21 protein-coding genes and 2 pseudogenes are annotated in these 23450 nt (G+C 65.5%); 1 reads left to right on the forward strand and 22 read right to left on the reverse strand.

Features of this window, described 5'->3' with window-relative positions; genetic code table 11:
- Positions 1–306: 306 nt before the first annotated feature.
- The 13 genes and pseudogenes from BAY1663_RS11395 to BAY1663_RS11455 form a co-directional block, all read right to left on the reverse strand.
- Positions 307–2322 carry a DNA topoisomerase III gene (locus BAY1663_RS11395; protein WP_037040786.1) on the reverse strand — a complete coding sequence of 672 codons (2016 nt, stop codon included), beginning with the start codon at positions 2320–2322 and terminating at the stop codon, positions 307–309.
- Between the two features lie 294 nt (positions 2323–2616).
- Positions 2617–3000, reverse strand: coding sequence for a single-stranded DNA-binding protein (locus tag BAY1663_RS11400; protein ID WP_004362284.1), 384 nt, complete (start codon positions 2998–3000; stop codon positions 2617–2619).
- Positions 2997–3545 (reverse strand): DUF3158 family protein, encoded by a 549-nt coding sequence (locus tag BAY1663_RS11405; protein WP_004362273.1) that lies wholly within the window; start codon positions 3543–3545, stop codon positions 2997–2999. The genes BAY1663_RS11400 and BAY1663_RS11405 overlap by 4 nt, the downstream gene beginning before the upstream one ends.
- Positions 3542–4330, reverse strand: coding sequence for a PFL_4669 family integrating conjugative element protein (locus BAY1663_RS11410; RefSeq protein ID WP_023657733.1), 789 nt, complete (start codon positions 4328–4330; stop codon positions 3542–3544). The genes BAY1663_RS11405 and BAY1663_RS11410 overlap by 4 nt, the downstream gene beginning before the upstream one ends.
- 188 nt (positions 4331–4518) lie before the next feature.
- Positions 4519–5379, reverse strand: coding sequence for an OST-HTH/LOTUS domain-containing protein (locus BAY1663_RS11415; protein ID WP_256206697.1), 861 nt, complete (start codon positions 5377–5379; stop codon positions 4519–4521).
- 130 nt (positions 5380–5509) lie between these two features.
- A complete protein-coding gene (locus BAY1663_RS11420; protein ID WP_014819580.1) occupies positions 5510–6703 on the reverse strand; it encodes an STY4528 family pathogenicity island replication protein in 1194 nt (397 codons plus the stop codon).
- Positions 6704–6706: 3 nt separating this feature from the next.
- Positions 6707–7266: pseudogene (locus tag BAY1663_RS11425) on the reverse strand (DUF2857 domain-containing protein).
- 17 nt (positions 7267–7283) lie between these two features.
- Entirely contained in the window at positions 7284–8927 is a 1644-nt protein-coding gene (locus BAY1663_RS11430; RefSeq protein ID WP_037040813.1) for a ParB family protein, read from the reverse strand.
- Positions 8920–9156 carry a hypothetical protein gene (locus tag BAY1663_RS11435; protein WP_003294162.1) on the reverse strand — a complete coding sequence of 79 codons (237 nt, stop codon included), beginning with the start codon at positions 9154–9156 and terminating at the stop codon, positions 8920–8922. Before BAY1663_RS11435 ends, BAY1663_RS11430 begins: the two co-directional genes overlap by 8 nt.
- Positions 9140–10006 (reverse strand): ParA family protein, encoded by an 867-nt coding sequence (locus tag BAY1663_RS11440; RefSeq protein WP_014819578.1) that lies wholly within the window; start codon positions 10004–10006, stop codon positions 9140–9142. Before BAY1663_RS11440 ends, BAY1663_RS11435 begins: the two co-directional genes overlap by 17 nt.
- Before the next feature lie 40 nt (positions 10007–10046).
- A complete protein-coding gene (locus tag BAY1663_RS11445) occupies positions 10047–10265 on the reverse strand; it encodes an AlpA family transcriptional regulator (RefSeq protein ID WP_010792181.1) in 219 nt (72 codons plus the stop codon).
- 124 nt (positions 10266–10389) lie between these two features.
- Positions 10390–11145, reverse strand: a complete 756-nt coding sequence (locus BAY1663_RS11450; RefSeq protein WP_010792182.1) for a hypothetical protein — start codon at positions 11143–11145, stop codon at positions 10390–10392.
- A gap of 554 nt (positions 11146–11699) precedes the next feature.
- Positions 11700–12611 carry a LysR family transcriptional regulator gene (locus BAY1663_RS11455; protein ID WP_010792183.1) on the reverse strand — a complete coding sequence of 304 codons (912 nt, stop codon included), beginning with the start codon at positions 12609–12611 and terminating at the stop codon, positions 11700–11702.
- 467 nt (positions 12612–13078) lie between these two features.
- Between BAY1663_RS11455 and BAY1663_RS11465 the strand changes: the two genes are divergently transcribed.
- Entirely contained in the window at positions 13079–13513 is a 435-nt protein-coding gene (locus BAY1663_RS11465; RefSeq protein ID WP_014819576.1) for a LysR substrate-binding domain-containing protein, read from the forward strand.
- Positions 13514–13624: 111 nt separating this feature from the next.
- Here BAY1663_RS11465 and BAY1663_RS11470 read toward each other — a convergent pair whose 3' ends face one another.
- The 9 genes and pseudogenes from BAY1663_RS11470 to BAY1663_RS11510 form a co-directional block, all read right to left on the reverse strand.
- Entirely contained in the window at positions 13625–13978 is a 354-nt protein-coding gene (locus tag BAY1663_RS11470; protein WP_128576250.1) for a cytochrome c, read from the reverse strand.
- Between the two features lie 167 nt (positions 13979–14145).
- Positions 14146–15345 (reverse strand): lipid A deacylase LpxR family protein, encoded by a 1200-nt coding sequence (locus BAY1663_RS11475; protein ID WP_010792185.1) that lies wholly within the window; start codon positions 15343–15345, stop codon positions 14146–14148.
- A complete protein-coding gene (locus BAY1663_RS11480) occupies positions 15342–16208 on the reverse strand; it encodes a TIGR00730 family Rossman fold protein (protein ID WP_037040798.1) in 867 nt (288 codons plus the stop codon). The genes BAY1663_RS11475 and BAY1663_RS11480 overlap by 4 nt, the downstream gene beginning before the upstream one ends.
- Positions 16208–17617 carry an MBL fold metallo-hydrolase RNA specificity domain-containing protein gene (locus BAY1663_RS11485; RefSeq protein WP_037040801.1) on the reverse strand — a complete coding sequence of 470 codons (1410 nt, stop codon included), beginning with the start codon at positions 17615–17617 and terminating at the stop codon, positions 16208–16210. Before BAY1663_RS11485 ends, BAY1663_RS11480 begins: the two co-directional genes overlap by 1 nt.
- A gap of 7 nt (positions 17618–17624) precedes the next feature.
- On the reverse strand, positions 17625–17834 hold the full coding sequence (locus tag BAY1663_RS11490) for a DUF2892 domain-containing protein (RefSeq protein ID WP_015476688.1): 210 nt from the start codon (positions 17832–17834) through the stop codon (positions 17625–17627).
- Between the two features lie 20 nt (positions 17835–17854).
- The gene (locus tag BAY1663_RS11495; protein ID WP_037040804.1) at positions 17855–19393 is read right to left on the reverse strand and encodes an efflux transporter outer membrane subunit; all 1539 of its coding nucleotides are present in this window, start codon (positions 19391–19393) and stop codon (positions 17855–17857) included.
- Positions 19390–20507: pseudogene (locus tag BAY1663_RS11500) on the reverse strand (ABC transporter permease). Before BAY1663_RS11500 ends, BAY1663_RS11495 begins: the two are co-directional and overlap by 4 nt.
- 4 nt (positions 20508–20511) lie before the next feature.
- Entirely contained in the window at positions 20512–21681 is a 1170-nt protein-coding gene (locus tag BAY1663_RS11505) for an ABC transporter permease (RefSeq protein ID WP_014819570.1), read from the reverse strand.
- Entirely contained in the window at positions 21678–23450 is a 1773-nt protein-coding gene (locus BAY1663_RS11510; protein ID WP_037040806.1) for an ATP-binding cassette domain-containing protein, read from the reverse strand. The genes BAY1663_RS11505 and BAY1663_RS11510 overlap by 4 nt, the downstream gene beginning before the upstream one ends.

Genomic DNA, 23450 nt, shown 5'->3' on the forward strand with positions numbered 1-23450 from the left:
GGGAGCCCGTTGTTCCGCCGGCGGGCACCGGCACGGAATACCCTCGGCCCAAGTGGCCTCCTCACGGCTCGCGCGGCGGCAAGGCGTCAGGAAGCCCCTCGTGGCCGAGGCAAGGCACACCGATCAAGGGAATGGCGGCGGGCGCGATTCGTGGAGCAATGACCTTCTCGCCCCGTCGCCCGATGCCGGGCAGACGGGGCGCGCACACCGTTGCAGAAGGAGACGCGCGCTTTGGAGTCCCGCGCGGTGCGGGACGTTTGCCTCGCCGCCAGTGAAGTGGCCGGCGCGGCAGGGGAAAAGCGAGGATCAGGACGCCTTGGAGGCAGCGCGCCGCTTGCGCGGTGCGCTGCGCCGGCCCGTCGGGGACTCGATCGGCAGCGTGCCCTTGCAGTCCGGGTAGCGCGAGCAGGACCAGAACGCGCCGCTCTTGCCCGTGCGCTGCTGCATCGGTGTGCCGCACTGCGGGCAGGCCGGCGCCGGCGGCAGCTTGAGCGAGAGCGTTGCGCCGCGGTACTGCTGCACGAGCTGGCCGACCCACACGGACTGCTTCTCGATGAAGGTGTCCAGCGCCATCTGGCCGGCCTCGATCATGTCGAGTGCCTGCTCCCACACCGCCGTGGTGCCGGGGTCGGCGATGGCCGAGGGCACCGCGTCGATGAGCGTGAATGCCGCGTCGGAAGCGCGGACGGCGCGGCCTTTCTTGACCAGGTAGCCGCGACCGATCAGACCGTTGATGATGTTGGCGCGTGTCGCCTCGGTGCCGATGCCGGTGGTATCTCGCAGCTTCTGTTTCAGCCGCGGGTCGGTCACGAACTTGGCGACGGTCTTCATGGCCTTGATCAGCTCGCCCTGCGTGTAGGGTTTGGGCGGCAGCGTCTTCAGCGCCTTGAGATCCACCTTTCCGACCGGGCAGGACAGGCCCGCATGCAGGGCGGGCAGCACCTGGCTGCGCTGCGCATCCTCGCCATCGGCATCGTCCGGCCCCGGCGTCGCCAGCACCTCGCGCCAGCCGGTGACGGCGATCTGCTTGCCCACGGCCGCCAGCGACTGACCGCCGCACGAGAACTGCGCCATCGTGCGGTCGAACTCATGGTGTGGGAGGAACTGCGCGAGGTAATGGGCGCGGATCAGCCGGTAGACGGCCAGCTCCTTCTCGCTCATGGCCGACAGGTTGGCGGGTTCCAGCGTCGGGATGATGCCGTGGTGAGCCGACACCTTGCCGTCGTTCCATGCACGCGAGCGCAGTTGGCGATCCAGGCGCTCGATCAGCGGCCGCAGGCTGGGGTCGGTCTTGACCAGGCTGTCGAGTACGGTCGGCACCTCAGCCAGCATGCTCTCGGGCAGGTAGCCCGAATCCGAGCGCGGATACGTTGTCGCCTTGTGCGTCTCGTACAGCGCCTGGGCAATGTCCAGCGTCTCCTGCACGTCGAGGCCCAACTGCTTGGAGCACACCTCCTGCAGCGTGCCCAGGTCGAACGGCAGCGGCGGCCCTTCGCGAACGCGCTCGGTTTCTACCGACAGCACCTGGGCGGAGCCGGCCGTGCGCAGGCGCTCGGCGGCCTGCTGCGCCACCGGCTGTTGCAGGCAGCGGCCCGCATCGTCGGTGCTGCCTTGCGGCGGCGTCCAGCTTGCGACGAAGGGCTGGCCTGCATGCGATAGCGCAACCTCGATGGCCCAGAACGGTACGCAGACGAAGCGCGCGATCTCGCGATCGCGGTCCACGACCAACTTCAGCGTCGGCGTCTGCACGCGCCCCACCGACAGCACGCCGCTATAGCCGGCCTGGCGCCCCAGCAGTGTGAACAAGCGGCTCAGGTTCATCCCGATCAGCCAGTCGGCGCGCGATCGGGCGAGTGCGGAGAAATACAGCGGCAGCGTCTCGGCGGACGGCTTGAGCGCACCCAGCGCCTTGCGGATCGACGCATCGTTGAGCGCCGACAGCCACAGGCGCTGAATCGGCCCGCGGTAGCCGCATAGGTCGATGATCTCGCGGGCGATCATCTCGCCCTCGCGGTCGGCGTCGGTCGCAATCACCAGCTCGCCCGCCTTGGCGACGAGCTGCTGCACGACTTTGAATTGCGCTGCGGTCGCCGCCTTGGGCTCGACACGCCAACGCTCAGGAAGAATGGGCAGTTGCTCGATGGCCCAGCGCTTGTATTGCTCGCCGTAGCCTTCGGGCGGAACCGCCTCCACCAGATGACCGATGCACCAGGTCACAACGACACCCGCGCCGCTGTAGCAGCCGTTGCCGCGTTGACCGGCACCCAGCACACGGGCGATGTCCTTGCCCTGGGACGGCTTCTCGCACAGGAACACGCGCATGAAGCCTCCTTGGAAATGTGCGGTTCATCGGATGGGCGTCAGCTTGGCGGGGCCAGGAGATGCCGGCAGCAAGGAAGTCGATTGATGCAGACACCGCTTTGTGATTGGCAGGCGGTTCGTTGCCGCAGCGGTGTGCATAGATCGTAGGAGCTGGCACAGCAAGAGCGTCGTTTCGGGAGGGCGGCTGGAACTCCGTGGACGACCTTGGAGCTATCCCCTGGGGATAGCTCGCTGGTGCATCGCGGGCGTATGACGGTTGCTACAGCCGCCCTCGGGGGAACGGCGATGGGCGAATTACTGTCCGCCGGCCGGCTTGGCGCTGAGCGCCACCGACTCGATGCGGTACGGCAGGATGCCCACGCGCCGCGCCTCGACCTTGAACGTCACGCGCTCGTTCTCGTCGGCGTCCTCCCATTCGTCGCGCACGGTGCGGCCCTCGACCAGCACCCGCATACCTTTCTGGTACAGCGTCTTCCAGTGCTCGGCGTCGCGGTGCCACAGCTCCACGGGCGCCCAGAAGCCGCCGCGATCTTCGTACTCGCCGTCCTTCTTCGGGATCGGGTTGTCGAAGTAGACGTTCAGGCGAAGCAGCCGGCGCGGCTCGTCGTTGCCGTTCGGAAATTCGCGGTAGTCCGGCGCAGAACCGATGTTGCCCTCGCCGACGAAGTGCGTGCTCATGGTGACTCCTTGGTGGTGGGTGGAACGGACGCGGTATGCCCGTGGACGCGCCGCAGGTAAGCCGCTTCGGCCTGCGCGGCCTTGTTGGCGCATTCCAGGGCTTGGCGAGCGATGCTGTGGGTCAGACTGATCTGCATGTTCAGCACGATGCGCTGCAGTTCGATCGCGTACAGCTCGTCGATCAGCGAGGCCGGCGTCGCGGGGTTGGCCAGCAGGGCCTCCCACAACGCCACGCCCATGGAGGAACGGTCGAGGTTGCGCCAGCGCAGGAAGGTCGTCCCTGCGCCAGTGGCCTGCTGGGCCAGTTGCACGTCGAGCAGACTGAATGGATAGGCGCGCGCCTGGGGCAGCACGCGCCGCTGCGCCAGGCCAATCACGTCGTCGCGCAGCGCTGCGCACTGGCTGGCCCAGGTCTCCAGACTCCCCTTACCCTTAAAAGGCTGTAAAAGGCCTTTTAGGTAGCCTGCGTGTTCCAGCCGCTGGAAGTCCGCCTGTTCCAGCGCCACGAAGCGCGTGGAGTGGCTGATAGGGGGTGATGCTGTCATGCGCCAGCACCCTCATCGCCCGCCGCACCATCGGCTGCGCCACCCGTGGAAGCCTGCGCATCGGGTACGATGGCAGGCGCAGCAGGCGGCGTGTCGGGCTTGTTCGTCCGCCGCGCGATGGGTGGCGCGAAGCGCGAGCGGCGCGTGCCTTCCAGCACGTCCTGCGGCAACTCGCCGAACTTCTCCAGCGCCGCTCGCGCCGCCGCGTTCTTCGCCGCGAAGTCGTCGCGCGTCGTGCCCGAGTAGCGGTACTGCTGGGCCAGCGAGAACAGGCTGCGCAGCGCGTGCGCACCATCATTGAGCCAGCGCTCCAAGGTGCTGCGGTCGATCAGCGCCGTGTGGTGCGCCAGGATGAGTTTGCGTGCCAGGTCGTCGTAGTCGGCCAGCAGATACACCGCCATGAAGCCGAGCTGGGCGTTCACGAACAGCGGCAGCTTCACCGGCTGCACGTTCATGTTCTCGCCCAGCGACAGCGCCGATGGCACGTCGGCCAAGGCCTGATCCACCTGGTCGCGCAGGGTCTGCAGACGGGTCTTGGTGTCGGCGAGCTTGTCCTCGATCCGCAACATCCACCAGTCCGAGTACGGGTCGTCCTGCTCGGCGCCGCGCTTCATCTTGTTCATGGCGCCGATGAAGCCGTTGAGACCGATGATGCCTGGGCGCCCCTCGGTCGGCGCGCGGCCGTGCCAGATGCGCGAAGCGTGGTGCGTGTGCAGCGTCAGCGACATCGCGCTGCGCAGCGATCCGAGATTCAGTTGCAGGGGTTCTGTGCGTTCGTTGGCCATGGGAGCGACTCGCGGTGAATTGGCGAGTCGCCAGCATCGGCATCGGCCGGAAGGCTGTCAGTCAACAAACCGCAGCCCATGCGCGCCCGGTTTGTTCCGCGCGGAAGGCTGTGTGTGCCGGCTATCCCCTGGGGATAGCTCGGCGGATGTGTTCGCGGCTCGCGCGGAGGTGAGACCGCGTTGCGGGGCTATGCTTCGCGAGGTCTGTACCAGGCGGCCCGTTGCCCCTCCACCTCACGGTAGCGAAGCTCGAACAGGCGGCACTCATGCACCACCTGCCGCCAACTGCTGCAGCCGTACTTGGCTGGAAGCTGCTCGGGATGCCGGTCCGCGATCCAGCGGCCAGCGGCGGCGATGGGTGTCCAGCCCTCGACCGCCAACTGCGCGGCGGCCTCGCGCAGCGCGCGGACGATGCCGGCGGCCGGCCAGTCCACCGTGCCGTCCGGCGCGATGCCATTGACCACCAGGTCGTGGAACACATCCGACTGGACGAACTCCGCTGCCAGGCGCCGCGCCTGATCCATGTGCTCGGCCCAGCCGCGCAGCTGCTCGAAGTGTTGATCGATGCGCGTGTAGGCGGAACCGAGTTCGTCCTGTGCAACGCGGCACCCGTCCACGGTCCATAGATCGTGCTGATCGATGAAGTGGTGCACCAGGGTGTTGCGCAGCGATACCAGGTCTTTGAGGTCGGCCTGGGTGTTGGCGTAGTCCTGCGCAGACAGGCTCAGTTGCACGCGCGTGCGAAAGGAAATCACGTCGCCGGGAAGATCGTCGTCGCGTTCCTCGCCGCCATTTCCATCGGTGACGACATACGAACCAAACAGTTGTCCGACCAACGTGCCCAGGGTCTTGGTCGCGGCATCTTCAATCCGCGCTGCGCGAATGGCCTCCAGCGAATGCGCCGGGCCTGAAATCTCGTGGTGGGCCACGATGGCTTTCATGAGGCGCTCGTATTGTTGAAGGCGCAACAGGCATCTGCCCAGCAAGCGCTGAACGTCTTGCTGTAGTGGTTGCAGTGCGTTTGTGGCGGGGGAAGTCGTCATGTCCATCGTCGGCCGGGCTCGTGCGTGGCTGTCCTCGTCTGATTCACAGGCAACAGTTTCGCCTGTCATTCGGCGGGCGACAATCGAGCGCGGCGGAAAGATGTCTGTTCCAGCTATCCCCTGGGGATAGTCAACATCAGCGATCACGCAAGGCTTCTCGGAGCTGAGCCAGGTAGGCTCGTGCGACCTCGGGGTCAGCCGCACGGGATGCCGGCGGTGACGAGGGCGCAGGTGACGGGGGCGCTGGCGGTGCCGATGCACTTTCTCCGGCCCAGGCCTTGAACTCCCCGCGGATCGCCTTCTGGATGATGCCAAACAGGTAGCCGGCCGGGTTGCGTACCGCGCTGTTGTGGCAGCGTGCCGCCCACTCGTCGAGAACGGCCTGCCGCTGCGCCTCGTCCACCTGCTGCAGCGCCACCAGCGCGCCGGCCTGCTGCTCGTCCTTCAAGCGCAGGAAACGCTCGGGCAGTCGCAGGTTCTGCAAGGCCCTCGCGCGCGGTACTGTACGTACTTCATTTATACGATCATTACGTACTGTACGGTCCTCCTTCGGAATCCGAAGAGAGCTGTCCGGCGCGGGTTTCGGCCCTGCTTCGGATTCCGAAGACGGGCGCGCAGCATTCCGAAGAAGGGCTTCCTGGCCTTCTTCGGATTCGTGGTCCGCACCCTCCTGTGGATAACCTGGCGTCGTCCAGCCATGCCGCGCCATGCGCTGCGCCAGCACTTGCAGACGGGTCGGCAGCGTGCGCCCGCTGAGCAGCGGGTCTTCGGCGATCTCCCGCAGCGTGTTCATGCCCACGACCTGCACCGCCTTCGCCGCGTGCGTGAGCGCCTGGCTCACCAGGCCCAGGTAGTCCGGGTCGAGCTGCATCGCCTCGAAGGGTGACAGCGGTTCGTCGTGCAGCACGTAGAGGTTGCCTTGGATACGGCCGGTCTTGGGATCGCGCCGCCGCCGCACCAGGCTGAGCCAGCGCGTCAGCCGCAGCAGCGTCAAGGCGCGCGCCACGGTCTCGTGCGAGGCTTGCGCCGCACAGGGCATGGACGCCAGATATGGGCGGAGCTGGTCGTAGGTGGGAAAGGCGGTCACGCCGTCGTCGTTGAGCTGCAGGCGGAACACCTGCCAGGCATTGCGCTCCAGCGGCGTCAGGCGCCGGTCGAGGAACAACGCGCGCGGCACGCTCTCGTGCCGGTTGCCGCTGTAGAGAAAGCCGTCCTGGCTCGGCGCCGTGCCCTGCGCCGGTTCCTTCGGCTCAAGGTGCCGCAGCGCCTCGTCGAACAACGCCGACAGCGCAACCGGGCCATCACGCCGTGGAGCGTCGCCCGTCGTCATGACCTACACCAGCCCCTGGTCGACCCAGTTCCGTATCGCCGACCAGATCACCGACATGGGCAGGGTCATGGCCTCGGCCAGGTCCATGGTCAGCGCCAGCATCGCCATGTCGTCGTTCAGTGCGATGTGCGCTCCGTGATGCCGGCCTTCCAGCGTTCCCACAGGGCCACGTCCTGCGCCTCGTCGAGCACCGGATGCCGACCCTTACGCTTGGGCAGCCCGAGGATGTCGCGGCGCAGCGCCACTTCCTGATGCGTGAGGCCGTAGAACTTGCTGACCATCTCCGTGCTCGCCCCCAGGCGCAGCATGCGGTCTACCGTGGCGATCTCCCGCTCCACGTCGTGCACCTGGCTCAGCAGCCGCTTCAACACTTCCCGGTTCACCGACACCGAACACCACGACACCGTGGCATTCACCAGCATGCTCACGAGTTCTGGGTGCTTCAGCGCATCCAGCTCCTCCTCACCGAAGCCCATGGCCTTGCAGCGGCGCAACTGGCCGTTGCGCAGGTCATGCAGGGCCTGGGCGATCACGGCCTGGTTGAGCGGGTGCGGTGCCGACATACGGGAGCCTCCTGCGCTCAGGAATCCTGGCTCGCTACGCCGGCTTCCAGATCCAGCAGCCGGCGCGCCAGGCGCAGCAGACGGAACAGCTTTACCAGCCCGGCATCGCTCAGGCGCGTGACCAAGCCGCCGTGACCATGCAGCAGCGGCCCAAGGTCATCGGCCAGCCGCGCGCTGTCCAGCCCGGTCGCGGGTGCCGGCGCGGTGCTCAGCGCGTGCAGCAGGGTCAGCATCGCACGCGCGAACGCCGGGAGCGCCTTCGCCTGGCCCACGGCCGGCGTCACGCAGACGAAGCCGATGCCGCCATCGCTGGCTTCGATGTGGTCGCCCACCGCCGCTTCCCCCGCGATCTCGCGAGCGAACTGCGCGATATGCACGCGCAGGCGATCCGGCACGTCCAGGCCCGGCTCGATGTACCAGACATCCGAGATGGGAAAGAGCCCGCCAACCTGCACCGGGATCGCACGCAGCGCGTCGGCCTCGAAGTCGGGTAGCTTGTCGCCGAGCTGATCCGCGACCATCCTCTGGATGGACTGCAGGCGCTCGGTGGTTGGGGCCGGCGTCACGATGTGCCCCTGCAGGCGCTCGTCGCGCTGCCCGTCCCGGGCGTTTGGTGCAGCGGCAGGTGGTGCCGAGGGTGTCTCTGCCGGTGGCGCGACGGGCGAGGTGTTCCGTGGCGTTGGCGCCGCGGGCGACAGTTGCGGCGTGATGGCTGGCGCCGCAGGTGCGACAGGCGTTGCCGGGTTCGGCGCGGCCGGCTCGCTGGTCAATACTCGCTGACGGCTTTCGCTGTCATCGACCTCCAATGCCAGCGTGTCGTAGTCCGCTTCCAGCAGCTCGGCCATCTGACCCACCAGTTCGTCCTGCACGCGCTGGGGCGAGAAGCCCTCCGGCTGCGTGTCGAACTGCGACAGCACATCCTGAAACAGCGAAGCGAAGTCCACGGTCAGCGGCCGGCCCAGCGCACGCCGCTCCCAGGTGCGCTCGCACGCCTTGCGCAGCACTGCGAGCCGGTCCACCTGATGCCGGCCCAATCCGCCGTACAACAGCGTCGGGATCGCCGGCAGCAGATAGCGCACCGCATCGTTCATGCGGCTGATGTGTGACTGCGGCACCGGATAGCCGTCGGCCGTCAGTCGCCGCGCGAGTTCGCTTTGCGACAGCGCCTGGCCGCTTTCCTGCTCGTAGAACTCGCGCGCCTTCTCGATGCCCAAGGCCCGCTCGATGAAGGTCAGGCCGCCGCGCAGCTCGTTCTCGGCCAGATGCCCGGTCAGCGCCACGATTTCGCCGCGCGCCGGCCACGGGCGGAACAGGCACGCAATGCGGAAGAAGCGTTCCTCCTTGGTCTCGCTCCACAACTCGCGCAGGATCGCCAGCCGCGTGTTGCCGCCGTTGCGAATGATGTAGTGCGCCTCGCCCGGCCTGCGCGTGATCGCGGGGGGCGCGTCCAGCCCACGTTCGCGGATGGACGCCTTGATCTCCGCATAGGCCGGGTTGCGCGTCACGCGTGGGTCGTGGTCGTAGGGCCGCAACTGGTCCAGCGTCACCACCATCGGCGTGTCGGCGATGGGGTCGCTCAAGGTCGCGGCCGAAGGGCCGCTGCGCTCGAAGCCGGTGGCCAGCAGCTTGGCAGCCATGTCCTGCGGCGTCAGCTCAGCCACGGCCATTCTCCTGCGCTTGCCGGTCGGCGCGGCGAAGCTGTGCGCGGGCATTGCGGTCGGCACGGTGGTCGCTCGCCGTCGAGCTGGTGTAGATCGACGCGCAGCCTTGCTTCGTGAATTCCAGGTGCCCGCCGGACGTGCGAACCACGCGCCAGCCTTCGCCCAGCGCGAACTCGATCAGCGCGCGCAGCCGTTCGCGGCCGCGCGCCAGTTCATGCGCGCTCGCCATGGCCGGCCCCTCCCGCATCGGCCCGACCGGTGACCAGCGCGAAGCGCTCCCGCCACACGGGGAACAGCTCGCCGGCCAGCGTGCGCATGGTCTCCAACGCCGCGGGCGCCGTGCGCCCAGCCGGCTGCCGGCGCTCCACCCGGTGCACCGGCAATCCTCGTGTCGCAGCGCGCGGATAGGCTTCGATGGCCGGTACGTCGGTGCCCAGCACCTGCACGCCGGCCTGTTCCTGAAACACCTGTCGCAGCGCCTGCTGGACCAGCCGCGCATTCGACGACACAGGATGTACACGGTTGATGAGCAGACGCAGCGGCGGCGGCTCGATGCCCAGGTGCCGATACGGCGCGATGTCCTCGATCAGTTGCAGCGTGCCGCGCCGCAGCTCGCGCGCCGCGAGGATTTCCGGCGTCACCGGCGACAGCGCCAGGTCGGACGCCAGCACCGCCATCTCCAGCAGCACGCTGCGCGCGCCCTGGGTGTCGATCAGCAGCAAGTCGTAGTGCGTGCGGAAGACGGGAAGCAGATGGCGCAGTCGCAGGCGCCCATCCGGAGCGTGCAGCAGCAGCGTGTTCAGTTCGCCGCGGTCGTCGTTGGAGAGCACCAGGTCCAGGCCCGCGATCACGGTACGCGACACCAGTTGCTCGATGCGCCGCTCGTTGAAGGCCAGCATCTGGTAGATGCCGCCGGGCGCGCGAACGTCCAGCGTGAAGTAGCTCGACAGCGTGGGCTGCACGTCCAGGTCCAGCAGCAGCACGCGCAGCCCGGCATCGGCGATGAAGCCGCCCAGGTTGGCCGCCGTCGTGGTCTTGCCCACGCCGCCCTTGGTCGAAATGATGGACACCACCTGCATGGGCTTCTCCTCGTCGAATGGCATGAACCGAGAAGAAGCGTCAGGCGCGTTCTTTGAGGCGATCGGCGATCCACTGTTCGATCTCCACCGAGTCCCAGCCCACCGCGCGCACGCCCAGGCGCAGCGCCTTGGGGAACTTGCCTTCCTTCATGAGGCTGTAGATGTGCGCGCGCTTGAAGCCGGTCTTGGCTTCGACCTCGGCGCGGCGCAGGACGCGGTGCTCGGGCGGCAAGGCCGGCGCGATGGTCTGCGAAGACATGAGAGGCACTCCTTGACGCTCGATGGCGTTGTTCAGAAAGTGCCTCGCATTCCATATGCTGCTGCTGCGAGATTCACTGCAACTGCAGAACACGCAACTGCAATTGCAGTCTGCTGTTACAGGCTCAGCGCGATGCCTCCAGGTGGCGACGCGCCTGTGCCAGCTTGCTCCACAGCGTTCGCTCGCTGATGCCGGGCCGCCCTTCATGGTGGGCCAGTAGCGCACTGATCACCGCATCCATGTTGCGGAAGGACGAGTAGGCAGAGCCCGCGGGGGACTTGCCCAACAGCAATGTCAGCAGGCCGCCAATGATGTTCAGGTAAGTCGATTCGCTGCGCAGGCCCGGTTCACTCGCATCGCCCTCACGAATGCTACTGGCATGCTCCTTCGCCAACGCTTCGTGCTGTGCCTTCAGCGCCGCATGTAGTTGTGCGAGTTCGGCAAGCTGCAGCTTGGCGGCCTCGCGATCGGCCAGCAACACGTTCAGCATGGCGACGCTCACCGAAGGATGCAGTTCGCGCTCGATGCCGTCGAACAGGAATGGAGGCCGCTCACCGGGGTAGTAATGCGACATCCACGCCTTCAGGTCGACGTGGCGCACGATCAACGCAGGATCGTCGAGTGCGGGGCGCTGAGGTTCCTGCGCCATGCCTGCCTTGCCGTAAGAAAGCTCATCGTGTGCCAATGCGTCGAAGATGCGCTCGGAGAAAAGGCGCAGCAAGGGCCAGCGCGGAAAGTCGTTCGGCTCAGGCATGGCACGTGGCCCGAGCGTTTCCAGAATCCGCGGCTCAAAGCGCAACAGTCCCGCCCAACGGACGGCCGCCTCGATCGGCCGGTAGTAGATCCTGGCGCCAAAGGCAAGGCAACTCGATTTCTCCATGTCGCGTGCGTCCCATCGTCGGATCGAACTCTGGCAGACGCGCACCGCCCAAGTGGGCGAGGCGATTGCCCAGAAATCCGGATGAAGCGCAGGACCGGCCGGGATCGTGGAAGGAAGCGTTGCATCGGCGCTGACGGCCGGCTAAGGGCGAACTACATCTTGCTACGCTTGAAACTCCTCAACCATGATGCGGGCACTTTGCCTTTGGACCGACACGCGGCTTGGTGGTCGCGCTCCCCTGGAGTCAAGCATGGGTGCCGCGCTTTACCCGAAACCTGGCCAAAGTTTTCCGTAGGAATTCCAACGGCGTAAAGTGCCAATGCGTCAACAGGATGAGCCGGTTTGCAACCAGCAAAAGCTCATGCGTTCCGCGTCAGTGAAATGACCGCGGCGGCGAGCCCGCAGGCGAGTGCCGGAGGACGGAAGGGCGCAGCAATTGCGTCGAAACTGGCATCAGTACAGCGCATGAGCCATGCAGATCGGGTCAGCCGCAAGACCAAAGATGAATCGCGCAATCCGAGAAAACTAGCCGCGCACCTTTCGATAGATCTGCGTCAGATCGCGCGTGATGTGCTTGCGTCCTGATGACATACACGTTCGGCGCGTTCGATGAACCGCTGCAACGGCTCCGTCATGCCACCCTCGGTTCGTAACAGATAGGTGGTTATCGATGCGCTCTGACCGGCCAACGGGCGGACAACAACATCCGCCGGCTGGCAAGTTGCCAAGTGCGCGGCAGTGGAAAAACTTAGCCCGTACCCTGCGGCCACCAACGTCAGCATCAGCCCGTGAGAAGCGGCATACTCAGCCACGATCGGTTGGACATCGACAGAGCGGAACAGTCGTTCGCTCTGCCGACCGCAACCTTGGCATGCCCGTGGATCACAAAGTACCAGCGGATAGCTCACCACTTCCTGCAACGGCACTTCCTTGAAGGCTACAAGCGGGTGCCGTGCGGGCAGGATCACTACCAAGGGGTCGGCCCACAGCGGCTCAGCAATGATCCCGTCCTCCACTTCATTGACCATTGCAAAGCCGGCGTCGAACAGATTTGCGTTCAGCCCCTGCACGAGTTCGGTCAGCGGTACTTCGGAGAGCCGGATGTTTACCTGCGGCGACTCTTCGCGGCACAGTGCAAGCAGTGCTGATAGCCTCGCCCGTCCTATGTCTCTCGACAGCGCGATTCGCAAAATGCCCTGAGAACCGGAGGCAGCAGCCTTCGCGCTGGCCACTGCCTGCTCAACGCTCAACATGATGCGGCGGGCGTCGTCGAGGAAGACTCGCCCTGCCCAAGTCAGGGTTGTGCCCCGCGGCGTGCGACTGAGCAACGTCACGCCTAGAGTTGTCTCCAACTTGCGGATCGTGCGTGATAGGGGAGATTGTTCTATATGCAGCCGCCTAGCGGCTCGACCGAAGTGCAGTTCCTCGGCTACAGCAATGAAACAGCGAAGATGACGTAAGTTCATGCGCAGTCCCTCGTGACGTGACCAGTCCTTATGATCGTAGGGAGCCGCATGCGTGCGGAGAAGAGGCCGGCATGTCTTGCAGCGGCTGCCGTCGCCGGCTCACAGCACGCGGGCAATGGTGTCCGGAGTTATTGCAACGCTGCTTGAACGCGGGCGGCGGTCATGGCGGATGGCTAGCTAGAGCACTCGCGCCAGCGCGCCTCGGCTATCTTCTGTGGCCGCAGCGACCCGAGGAAGACAGTCGCGGCGTCTTACGTCACTCCCCGAGGGCGAGCGATTTGGTCTGTCGACACGGGCGGCAGCGCAGCGTCTGAAGTTCGCGCCAGCGGGCATCGCGCCGGATGAACTGTCGATGGGCATGTTCGGCGAATTCGAGATCGCCACCTGTAACCGCGCCGCTGAAGCACTGCGGCCGGAGCAGTCGCAGCAAGCGGCTGACGCGGGCGGACAAGCAATTCCTGTAACATGTGCCGCGCCTCTTCACTGCCTTGCAGCAAGCCCGCGACAGCGTGAGGGGAGCGGCCAACGGCTTTCACGGTCAGCAACGCATTACGCTGTCCGATGGCATCACCCCGTCGCGCTTGCCGACCTTGCTGGCGTTAAGCTGGCAGGAGGAGCCCGACGTCGAGTTGCGCCTGTTCGAGGTGTCACTGTCGCAGCAAATCAAGGGGCTGCATGGCGATCTGTATGACCTAGGGCCCAGTCTGGTGAAGTGGGTGACGACATCGTGGCTAAGGCGCTTTGGAGCGCCCCCCCTCATGGTCGCGGCGCCGGCATGGCATCCGCTGCTCAAGCACAAACGTATCTCACTGGACGAGGTGCTGCGTTATCCGCTGGTGCTGGTGACCCACATGCATACGGGAGTCATGAACGTCAGATCCAACGAGTGCTGCCGCGGGTGAAGCAGGAACCCGTGATCGCTGCACGGGTGGCTTCCTGGGAACCTGAAACGCGTCGAGGTATATTGATTGGACAGAAGCTAGTCTTCCGTCAACAGGTGTAGCCATCCCTTGCTAGCGGCTTCCATAGAACTTTCCCACGAACGAGCGACGGTAACTCTGGTGGCAGGCTAGGCAGCTTTGCTGGGTCTTGGAGAAAGCCGCGATGACTGCTTGGCCGTCATTCCGCTGTGCAGCCTCGCCCATGGCGGTCGCGGCGTCATGGACCTGTCCATCAAGACCCCGAAACTTTCCAGCGTCTGCCCCAAGCCAAGCAAGGATGCGCATCTTTTCCGACATGGGCGGCTCGGCATGCTTGGCGATTCGTGGTGCTAGCTCGGCGACCAGCGGCCAGTCTTCTTTGGAGATCGCGCCCGTGACGGCTTGCATGTCGCGACCGAGTCTTTCCATTATGGTACGAAGCGCCATTGGCTTTGCCGCCTCTACGGACTGCGCACCGAGTGCCGTGGCGAAGGTTGCCAAGAGCACGGACAGCGGGACGGTGAAAACGATCTGGGTTTCAAGGGCTGGTTCACGAATTTCTCCATTGATGTTGTGACGAATGCTTTGGGTCTAACGATTGGTTGCAGGTGTCCTCAAAATTCCAGACTCAGCGCGATCGATCCGAATGCGTGATGGCCCGCCTGCTGGTCGAACTCGCGGGTTCTCCAAACGCGCATCACGGCGAGCCGTACGCCACGTCCAGCAACGATCCATTGGCTGCTGATGCCGAGAGCTGCTTGCGCGATCCAAGGCCGCCGGCTGACGTGATGGCTATGCCGGAACATGTTTCCGTCGAGTGAGAAGTCCCAGGCGACGGCTTTACCCTCCAGATTCAGGAAGACATGTGCCCCAGGTTTGGGCGCCAGGACCGATTGCGGCGTTGTCGTGCGCAGATCGGCAACACCAGAGGGCGGGCGGTTCTCTGCGCCAGGGCGGATCGGATAGCTGCCGAAGTCGTTCGGTATGTTCCAGCCCGCGCGAAACTCCACGCCGGTACTGGCGGCGGTTTCGATGTTTCCGACCCGCAGGGCATAGCTGCCGATCACGTCGCTGCCCCATCCAGGGCGGACCGCACCCTCCGTGTACGGCTTGAACTTGCGCTCCATGGCCATCTGAAACGCCGGCTCGTTGCGCAACTGGTTGTCCCAGCCGCGAAATCGCTCAATGCCGCGTGCCCGATGCACCAGATCCTGAGATTGCTCGGCCAGCGACCAGGGGCCGATCACGCCCAGGGTCAGCTCACGCACGTCAAGCATTTCGTAGCTGGCGGCTTGTGGGTGGATGCGGCGATTCCACGCCAAACCCAGGTAGAGCAAACCAGCGTACGGTCGGTCATCTGGAATCACGTCGGTGCGCGTCTTGTTCTCGGGCGTGTACATGGACTGGCCAAAGCGCACGACGAGGTTTTGCGACGACGAGTGGGCGCCGGCGTCGTGCCAGAAGCCTGGATCAGCCCAGCCGATGAAGCGGGCGTACAAGCCAATCGGCTGGGGCAGGCATTCCGGACGGAGCCCGCCTTGCAGATCGCGTGAGACTGCTGTTAGCGCGACACCGTTGGTGTAGTTGCGATCGGAGCCGGTGAACAAATCGTTCTCCAGACGCAGAGTGCCGCCCCGCCAGCGCAGGGATTGCTCTGGTGAGCAGGAGGGAGGATTTGCAGAGAGCGAGACTTCGGAACCGAAAGCAGCAATCGGGCTGAACAATGCACCCGTAATCAACAAGGCGGCGCACTGCATCGGCTGCCGCACCTTGGTGCCGCGCAGGCTCCAGAGATACCCGTCGATGCCAATCATGTTGCCCCATCGCCTGCCGCCCTGTTGACGTAAAAGCGTTCGAGGGCACTGACGATTTCCTCCGCTTCGTCTACGCAGGTGAACAAGTCGAGATCGGATGGAGAGACATAGCCTTCGTCGAGCAGAAGGTCGAAATCAACTACGCGACGCCAGAATGCACGGCCGACCAGCACTACCGGAATACGCTGCATCTTTCCGGTCTGGATCAAGGTGAGCACCTCGAACAGCTCATCGAGCGTTCCATAGCCACCCGGGAATGCCACCAAGCCCTTGGCGTGCAACAAGAAGTGCATCTTGCGCAGCGCGAAATAGTGGAATCGGAACGCCAAATCCGGGCACATGTAGGGGTTGGGTGCCTGTTCGTGGGGCAGCGTGATGTTGAGGCCAATCGAACGTGCGCCAACCTCGAAAGCACCGCGGTTGGCGGCCTCCATGATGCCGGGCCCACCTCCGGTGACGACGACGAAATCACGGCGGTTTTGCTGCTGGAAACGCGCCGAAATAAGGCCCGAGAAACGCCTCGCTTGCTCGTAGTGACGTGCCTGTTCGACCCGGCGATTGGCTCGCGCAAGCTCTTGCCGCAGCCCGACATTCTCCGGAGTGACGAGCGCCTGACGCTCCAGCGCGCCAAGGCGGGCTTCTGCCGTCTCGGCATCGCTCACGCGTGCGCTGCCGAAGACCACTACCGTCGAGCGGATGCCTTTCTCGTGCAGGATGCGCTCAGGTTTGAGTAGTTCGAGCTGCAGTCGCAGCGGCCGCAGTTCTTCCTGGCCAAGCAGCTCGATGTCTTCGTACGCAAGACGGTACGTTGGCGACTCGCGGATGGCGCGCAGGCGTTCATCGAGATCTTCGGCGGGCTTCATCACTCGTGCGCCAGAAAGTCCGGCCAGCGCAGCGCATGACCATGCTCGGGCACCGTGACCTGCCAGCCGAGTTGCTGTTGCAAGAGTTCGGCGAAGGTCTGGGCGGCGGACAGTTCCCCATGCACCACGAAGGTTTGCGCCGGGGGGTGAATAAAACCCCGAGCCCAATCCAGCAACGCCTTTTGGTCGGCATGCGCCGAGAGGCCATCCACGCTGTGGATCGCAGCACGTACCGGAATGTCCTCACCGAAGATGCGCACGCGTTCGGCCCCCTCGATCAGGCGCCGGCCAAGCGTCCCCTGCGCCTGGAAACCGGGAAACAAGATGCTGCATTCGCGGCGTGGCAAGTTGTGCCGCAGGTGGTGCCGGATGCGTCCCGCATCGCACATGCCGCTGGCAGAAATGATGATGGCTCCGGAGCGGATCCGGTTCAGCGCCATGGACTCCTCAGCGCTCGCTGTGAAACTCAGGTATGGGAGGTTCTCGCCGCGCGCGTGCCAGCCGGCCAACCGCTTCGCCTGTTCGTCGAACAATTCGAGATGCTCGCGCGTGATGCGCGTGGCCTGCGTGGCCATCGGCGAATCGACGAATACCTTCGGTTGCCGCAGCCGCCCCTCGCAGGTGAGTCGGTGCAGGTGATAAAGGATTTCCTGGGTTCGGCCGACCGCGAAGGCCGGCACGATGACATTGCCGCCGCGTTCGAACAATGTCTTTTCGACGATGCCGATCATTTCCTCTTCGGTCGCCGAGAAATCCTTGTGCTGGCGGTTGCCGTAGGTGGACTCGATGACGAGGATGTCGGCGTCCTCGATGGTTGTCGGGTCGCGCAGTATCGGGCGCCCCGGCTGGCCGAGGTCGCCACTGAAAACGAGCTTTGTCGGGTCGCCATGTTCGGTGACCCAGACCTCGATGATGGCCGACCCAAGAATGTGCCCGGCATCGCGGAATCGGGCGCGCACCCCGACGCGGGGCGCGAACTCCCGGTCGTATTCGATGCCTCGCACCTGCTGCAAGCAGTCGCTGGCATCCTGCAGCGTATACAGCGGCGGCAGTGCGTCCTTTCCGCGGAGTCGCTGCGCATTGCGTTTTGCATCGCTCTCCTGGATGTGGGCACTGTCGGGCAGCATCACGCCCAGCAGATCAACCGTGGCGGGAGTGGCGTAGATGGCCCCCTTGAACCCGGCGCGCGTGAGTTTGGGCAATAGCCCACTATGGTCGATATGGGCATGGGTCAGGAGCACGAAATCAATCGACGCCGGGTCGAACGGGAATGGCTCATGGTTGCGCGCCGCCGCCGTGCGGCCGCCCTGAACCATGCCACAATCCACCAGGAAGCGTACGTTGAGCGCTTCCACCAAGAAACACGACCCGGTGACTTCGCGCGCAGCGCCCAGAAAATGCAGTTTCATGGGATGCTCACTCCGGTTTTTTCTTTTGTATCGGGCAAGTGCTCAGGCCAAGCAGACGGTAGCCCGGACAGCGGCCAGCCAGGCCGGTGATGAGCGGCATGAATCCAATGAGTCCCAGCCAACGCCAGGATGAATCCAGCCACAGCGGGAGGCTGAGCAGAACCAGTCCGACGACGATGCGGACAATGCGGTCGAGACTTCCAACGTTGATTTGCATGACGGTCTCCTTGTGTTGAGTCAACGGCTTGAAAACGCGACGGGGGCGGCAGCGCCCCGCAGCGGATGGGTTGCGGTCGATGCCGTCGTGGATACGTCCCAGCCGCCACCAAGGGCCTTGTACAGCGCCACCAGTTGCACGGCGGCGTTGGTATGTGCGCGCGCGGCTGCGGTTTCGGCTTCGTGCAGGCTGCGCTGGGCGGCCAGCAGTTCGACCAGCGCAATGTCGCCTGCCGCATAGCGCGCCTTGGCGTGGCCGTAGCTGGTGCGCGCGGCATCCAGTGCCATACCGCGGCGCTCAAGCGTGTCTAGCCCGCCGTGGTAGTCGCCCAGCGCGCGCTCGGCGTCGCCCAGCGCCGTCAGCACCGCCTGCTCATAGGCCAGCGCGGCCTGCCGCTCGGCCGCCTCGCGTGCCCGAATTTCGGCGCGCACACGGCCGCCGTCGAACAGGCGCCAGGAAATCAGCGGCAGGATGGAAAAACGCGAGCTGGATGCATCGAACCAATCGCCCGTACTGAGCGCTTGGAACCCGCCGCCGACACCGATGGAGAGTTTGGGGAACAACTCGGCCGTGGCCACGCCGATGTCGGCGGAACTCGCTGCCAGGCGACGTTCCGCAGCCAGCACGTCCGGGCGCCGGCGCAGCATCTCTGCGCGCTCGCCCACCGGCAGCGCCCGCAGCGTGCTCGGCGTCAAGGGGCCATCCAGTAGTGCCAGCTCCCGCTCCGGCGGCGCGCCCAGCAGCACGCCCAGGCTGAGTATCGCGGCGCGCTGACGCGCCTGGATATCCGGGATGAGCGCGTTGACTGCTGTCCATTGGGCGTACGCCGCCTCCACGTCGGCGGCCGACGCGTCGCCCAGCGCATGCCGCAGGCGCACCAATTCCAAGGTCTGCTGCAGCGTATCCAGTGTGGCCTGTTGTGCGTGCAACTCGTAGCGGGCGCCGACGGCGGTGAACCAGGTGCGCGCGACCTCGGCCACGATGCGCATGCGTACGCCCTGCGCCTCGGCTTCGGTCGCCTGCAGGCGGGCGCTGGCGCCTTCCAGCGCCCGCCGCTTGGCCCCGAACAAGTCGGCCTCCCAGGCCGCGTCGAAGCCCGCGTCGTAGATGGTCTGCGTGGCGTCAAGGCCGGGGATCGAACCTACGGGCAGGGGTCCGTTCTCGCTTTGACGGCGCCGGTTGACGCTCGCGCCAGCGGCGGCGGTGGGCAAGGCCTCGCCGGCCACACGATCGCGCAGGGCGCGTGCCTCATCGATGCGTGCCGCAGCCTGGCGCAGATCCAGGTTCTGTGCCAGCGCCGTGGCCATCAGGCGATCGAGGATGGGATCGTCCAGTGCAGACCACCATTGGCTCAAGTCTGCGGACTGGGATTCGCTTGCCAACGGCAAGCTCCAGCCGCTGCCGACGTCGACCGGCGGCGGCTCGCGGTAGTCAGGGCCCACGCTTGCGCAGGCGGTCAGCAGCACGCAGGACAAGGCCAGCGCGAGCGGACGCGCGCGGCCAGGGGTCAGGCCGGTGATGGTTGCGCGAAGAAGGGAAGTGCGGGGCTTGGATTTCATTGCAGGCGTCCTCGGACGAATACGGTGGCCATCGTCAGCGTGGCCAGGGCGATGACCGCCAGCGGCCACAGGCTGGCGAGAATGTCGCCGGGCGGCATGGCCTTGAGAAAGCTGCCTTCGACGATGATGAGGAAGTGGGTCAGCGGAATGGCCTGGGCCAGCCATTGCAGGACGACGGGCATGTTTTCCACAGGCGTCGCAAAGCCGGACATCAGCACCGCCGGCACGCCGATGGCGAACGCCCCCAGGATGGCCTGCTGCTGCGTCATGCTGACCGCGGAAATCATCAGACCGATGCCGACCACCGACAGGATGAACAGCACCAGGCTGGCGAGCAGGAGCGCAAACGAGCCGTAAACGGGATGCCGAACAGGAATACGCCCGCGCTGATCATGAACAGGCCCAGCGCGGTGCCAATTGCGAGTGCCGGCAGTGACTTGGAAATGATGATCTCTGGCGTCGAGGTGGGGGACACCAGCAACTGGTCGAAGGTGCCGAGCTCGCGTTCGCGTGCAATCGACAGCGAGGTGATGAGCAGCGCGCTGAACAGCGCCAGGATGCCCGTGAGGCCGGGCACGATGAACCAGCGGTAGACCAGATTCGGGTTGAACCAGTGGCGCACGACCACGGGCGTTGGTGCCTGGGCGTCGGGCACGACCTCGGCGCCGACATCGGCGGCGATGGTGGACAGATAGGCTACGGTGATCTGCCCGGAGTTGCTGCGCCGGCCATCGACCAGTACCTGCGCGCGGCCACTTTCGCCGGCGGCGATGGAGCGCGAAAAATCCACCGGAATGGCAAGCGCGGCGATCACCTCGCCACGGTCGATCAGCTCGTGTAGCTGCTGCTGGCTGTCGACATGCCGGACGTGGGTGATGAAGCGGGCGCTGTCCAGGCGCTGTACCAACTCGTGCGACCACCGCCCCGCATCCTGATCGTAGACGGCGATATCGACGTTGCGCACTTCCAGCGTCGCGGCAAAGGCAAACACCAGCAACTGCAGGATCGGCGGCACGAACACCACCATGCGGCTGCGCGGGTCGCGCAGGACGCTGAGTACTTCCTTGATGAACTGGGCGCGCAGGCGGGTGAACGAGAATGCGGAAGTCAACATCGCGTCACTCCAGGTTCTTGCGCGTGGCGCGCTTGGCGATCACGAAGAACAGCACCCCGATCGCCGCCATGGCCGCCAGGTTGGGCAGGAACACGGCCCAGATGTCGCCGGCCAGGAACACCGTCTTCAGCGAATCGACGAAGTAACGCGCCGGAACCAGCCGGGTGATGGCGCGGATCGGTGCCGGCATGGCGTCGATCTCATATAGAAACCCCGACAACATGAAAGCTGGCAGGAAGCCCGTGAACAGCGCGATCTGCGCGGCCAGGAACTGGTTGCGTGCCAAGGAGGAAATCAGCAGACCCTGACCCAGCGCCGGCACCATGAACACCGCCGACAGCAGCAGCAGCGCCGCCAGCGAGCCCCGCATCGGGACCCCGAACACGAACACCGCCAGCGCCGCCGCACCCAGCGTGGACAGCATGCCGAGCACGAAGTACGGCAGCAGCTTGCCGATCAGGATTTCAGCCACCGAGGCCGGCGTGGACAGCACCGCCTCCATGGTGCCGCGCTCCCATTCACGCGCCACCACCAGTGCAGTCAGCATGGTGCCGATGATGGTCATGACGATGGCGATGGCACCGGGAATCAGTGCGCGGCGGCTTTCCAGCTCGGGGTTGAACCAGTAGCGCGGTTCCAGCATGACGGCCTGCGCTGGTGCTCCGACGTCCAGTCCGGCACGCCAGGACTGGACCACGCCGCGGGCGTAGTTCTCGACGTAGTTGGCGGTATTGGGGTAGGAGCCGTCGGTGACGATCTGCACCAGCGGCTCGCTGCCACGCTGGGCCAGCCGCTGCTCGAAATCCTGCGGGATCACCACGTAGCCGCGCAGGTCGCCTGAGACCAGCTGGTCGGCCACTTCGCGCCGGTCATGGGCGAAGTGGGCATCCAGGAACTTTGTGCCGGCAAAGGCCGCCGCAAGCTCCTGCGCTGCAGCGCCGGGCGACTCCAGCACCACGCCGACGCGGACATCCTTCGCATCCAGCGACACCGCATAGGCGAACAGCAGCAGCAACACCACCGGCAGCACGAACGCGATCAGCAGCGTCGAGGGGTCGCGCAGCGCCTGGTAGCTTTCCTTGGTGACCAGGGCGATCAAGCGCCGCAGATCAAAATGGCGCAGGTCGGTCTGCTGTGGTCCATTCCCGTCCTTGTGCTTTGTGGTGCCGTTCATGTGGCGGCCTCCAGCTCGCGGTCCGCCGACTCCACCAGGTGAATGAAGGCGTCCTCCATCGTCGGGTCGGGTCGTTCGGGGCTGACCGCCGAACGTTTGAGCGCGTCGGGCGTATCCAGCGCGATCAGTTGCGCACGCGAGAGCATGGCCACGCGGTCGCAGTATTCGGCCTCGTCCATGAAGTGGGTGGTGACCATGATGGTCACGCCCTTGCGGGCCAGTCCGTTGATGTGGGTCCAGAATTCGCGCCGGGTGATCGGGTCCACGCCCGAAGTGGGTTCATCCAGAAACAGCACGGGCGGCCGGTGCATCAGCGAACAAGCCAATGCCAGGCGCTGCTTGTGGCCCAGCGGCAGGGAATCGGGCGTGGCGGACAGCCAGTCGCCCAGATCGAAGGTTTCGATCATCTCGGCAATGCGCTCGCGCCGGGTGTTGCCTTCCAGTCCGTAGACGCCGGCCGAGAATTCCAGGTTCTGCTGCACCGAGAGCAGGCCGTAGAGCGAAAACTTCTGCGCCATGTAGCCGAGCCGGCTCTTGGCTGCGCCGGTGGCGCGGCGCAGATCATGGCCCACCACATGCGCTTCGCCAGCAGTTGGTTTCAACAGGCCGCACAACATCTTGAAGGTGGTGGACTTGCCGGCGCCGTTAGGGCCGAGCAGGCCGAAGATTTCGCCCTTTTGCACCTCGAAGCTGACGTTGTCGGTGGCGGTGAACTCGCCGAAGCGCTTGGTGAGGTTTCGGCACGACACGGCAATGTCGGTACCCAGCTCAACCGGCGGCAGACGCTCGGCCAGCGTCGAAGTGCCGCCGGGGCCGCCACCGAGCAGATCGATGAAGGCGTCTTCGAAGCGCGCGGGCACCTGCGCCAGCTCCACTCGCGCCTGATCGGACAGGGCCTGGAGCTGCTCCGCTTGAGCGCCCTCGCGCAACACCACGCGCACGCCGGCGCCCTGGATCACGCCATCGCTCACGCTGGGCAGGTCGAGTGCCTGGGTCAGGACCGCTCGGCGCTCGGCACCGACGTCTTCCAGACGGAAACTGCGGCCTTCGAGCTGTGCGGTCAGCTCCTGCGGCGGGCCATCGAACAGGAGCTGCCCTTGGTTCAGCAGCAGCACGCTCTCGCAGCGCTCGGCTTCGTCGAGATAGGCGGTGGACCAGACCACGGCCATGCCTTCATCGGTCAGCGCCTGCACCATGCGCCACAAGTCCTGGCGGCTGACCGGGTCGACACCCACGCCCGGCTCGTCCAGCAGCAGCACCTTCGGCCGCGCCATGAGCGCACAGGCAAGGCCCAGCTTCTGCTTCATGCCGCCGGAGAGCTTGCCGGCCAGGCGTTTGGTGAAGGGTCCGAGCCGCGTGAAGTCCAGCAGCTCGGCAAACAGATCGGCGTTGCGGTCCGCATCCATGCCGCGCAACTGCGCATACAGGCGCATGTTCTCCATCACCGACAGGTCTTCGTACAGTCCAAAGCGTTGCGGCATGTAGCCGCTGGCGACGTGAATGGCGTCGTTGTCCTTGACCACGTCATAGCCTGCCAAGGTGACGTGGCCGGCGTTCGGCACCAGGAGGCCGGTCAGAATCCGCATCAGCGTCGTCTTGCCGGCGCCGTCCGGGCCGACCAGACCGGTCAGCCGCCCATAGTGGATGCGCGCGCTCAAGCCCCGCAGCGCCTTTATGTCGCCGAAATGCTTGTCCACACCCTCGATGACGACGGCAGCGTCTTCGCCCGCACCCGCAGGCACGGCGGCGATAGCAGGGCTTGCCTGCAT

Source organism: Pseudomonas sp. BAY1663, assembly GCF_000582595.1.
GTDB lineage: Bacteria > Pseudomonadota > Gammaproteobacteria > Pseudomonadales > Pseudomonadaceae > Stutzerimonas > Stutzerimonas stutzeri_AF.

Coding starts and splice junctions, on each gene's coding strand:
- BAY1663_RS11505 (WP_014819570.1), bottom strand. CDS start 21,681: ATGAACGGCACCACAAAGCACAAGGACGGGAATGGACCACAGCAGACC.
- BAY1663_RS11480 (WP_037040798.1), bottom strand. CDS start 16,208: ATGAAGCCCGCCGAAGATCTCGATGAACGCCTGCGCGCCATCCGCGAG.
- BAY1663_RS11510 (WP_037040806.1), bottom strand. CDS start 23,450: ATGCAGGCAAGCCCTGCTATCGCCGCCGTGCCTGCGGGTGCGGGCGAA.
- BAY1663_RS11435 (WP_003294162.1), bottom strand. CDS start 9,156: ATGGCGAGCGCGCATGAACTGGCGCGCGGCCGCGAACGGCTGCGCGCG.
- BAY1663_RS11445 (WP_010792181.1), bottom strand. CDS start 10,265: ATGTCTTCGCAGACCATCGCGCCGGCCTTGCCGCCCGAGCACCGCGTC.
- BAY1663_RS11400 (WP_004362284.1), bottom strand. CDS start 3,000: ATGAGCACGCACTTCGTCGGCGAGGGCAACATCGGTTCTGCGCCGGAC.
- BAY1663_RS11470 (WP_128576250.1), bottom strand. CDS start 13,978: ATGGCGCTTCGTACCATAATGGAAAGACTCGGTCGCGACATGCAAGCC.
- BAY1663_RS11450 (WP_010792182.1), bottom strand. CDS start 11,145: ATGGAGAAATCGAGTTGCCTTGCCTTTGGCGCCAGGATCTACTACCGG.
- BAY1663_RS11485 (WP_037040801.1), bottom strand. CDS start 17,617: ATGAAACTGCATTTTCTGGGCGCTGCGCGCGAAGTCACCGGGTCGTGT.
- BAY1663_RS11415 (WP_256206697.1), bottom strand. CDS start 5,379: ATGGACATGACGACTTCCCCCGCCACAAACGCACTGCAACCACTACAG.
- BAY1663_RS11495 (WP_037040804.1), bottom strand. CDS start 19,393: ATGAAATCCAAGCCCCGCACTTCCCTTCTTCGCGCAACCATCACCGGC.
- BAY1663_RS11405 (WP_004362273.1), bottom strand. CDS start 3,545: ATGACAGCATCACCCCCTATCAGCCACTCCACGCGCTTCGTGGCGCTG.
- BAY1663_RS11420 (WP_014819580.1), bottom strand. CDS start 6,703: ATGACGACGGGCGACGCTCCACGGCGTGATGGCCCGGTTGCGCTGTCG.
- BAY1663_RS11455 (WP_010792183.1), bottom strand. CDS start 12,611: ATGAACTTACGTCATCTTCGCTGTTTCATTGCTGTAGCCGAGGAACTG.
- BAY1663_RS11410 (WP_023657733.1), bottom strand. CDS start 4,330: ATGGCCAACGAACGCACAGAACCCCTGCAACTGAATCTCGGATCGCTG.
- BAY1663_RS11490 (WP_015476688.1), bottom strand. CDS start 17,834: ATGCAAATCAACGTTGGAAGTCTCGACCGCATTGTCCGCATCGTCGTC.
- BAY1663_RS11440 (WP_014819578.1), bottom strand. CDS start 10,006: ATGCAGGTGGTGTCCATCATTTCGACCAAGGGCGGCGTGGGCAAGACC.
- BAY1663_RS11395 (WP_037040786.1), bottom strand. CDS start 2,322: ATGCGCGTGTTCCTGTGCGAGAAGCCGTCCCAGGGCAAGGACATCGCC.
- BAY1663_RS11475 (WP_010792185.1), bottom strand. CDS start 15,345: ATGATTGGCATCGACGGGTATCTCTGGAGCCTGCGCGGCACCAAGGTG.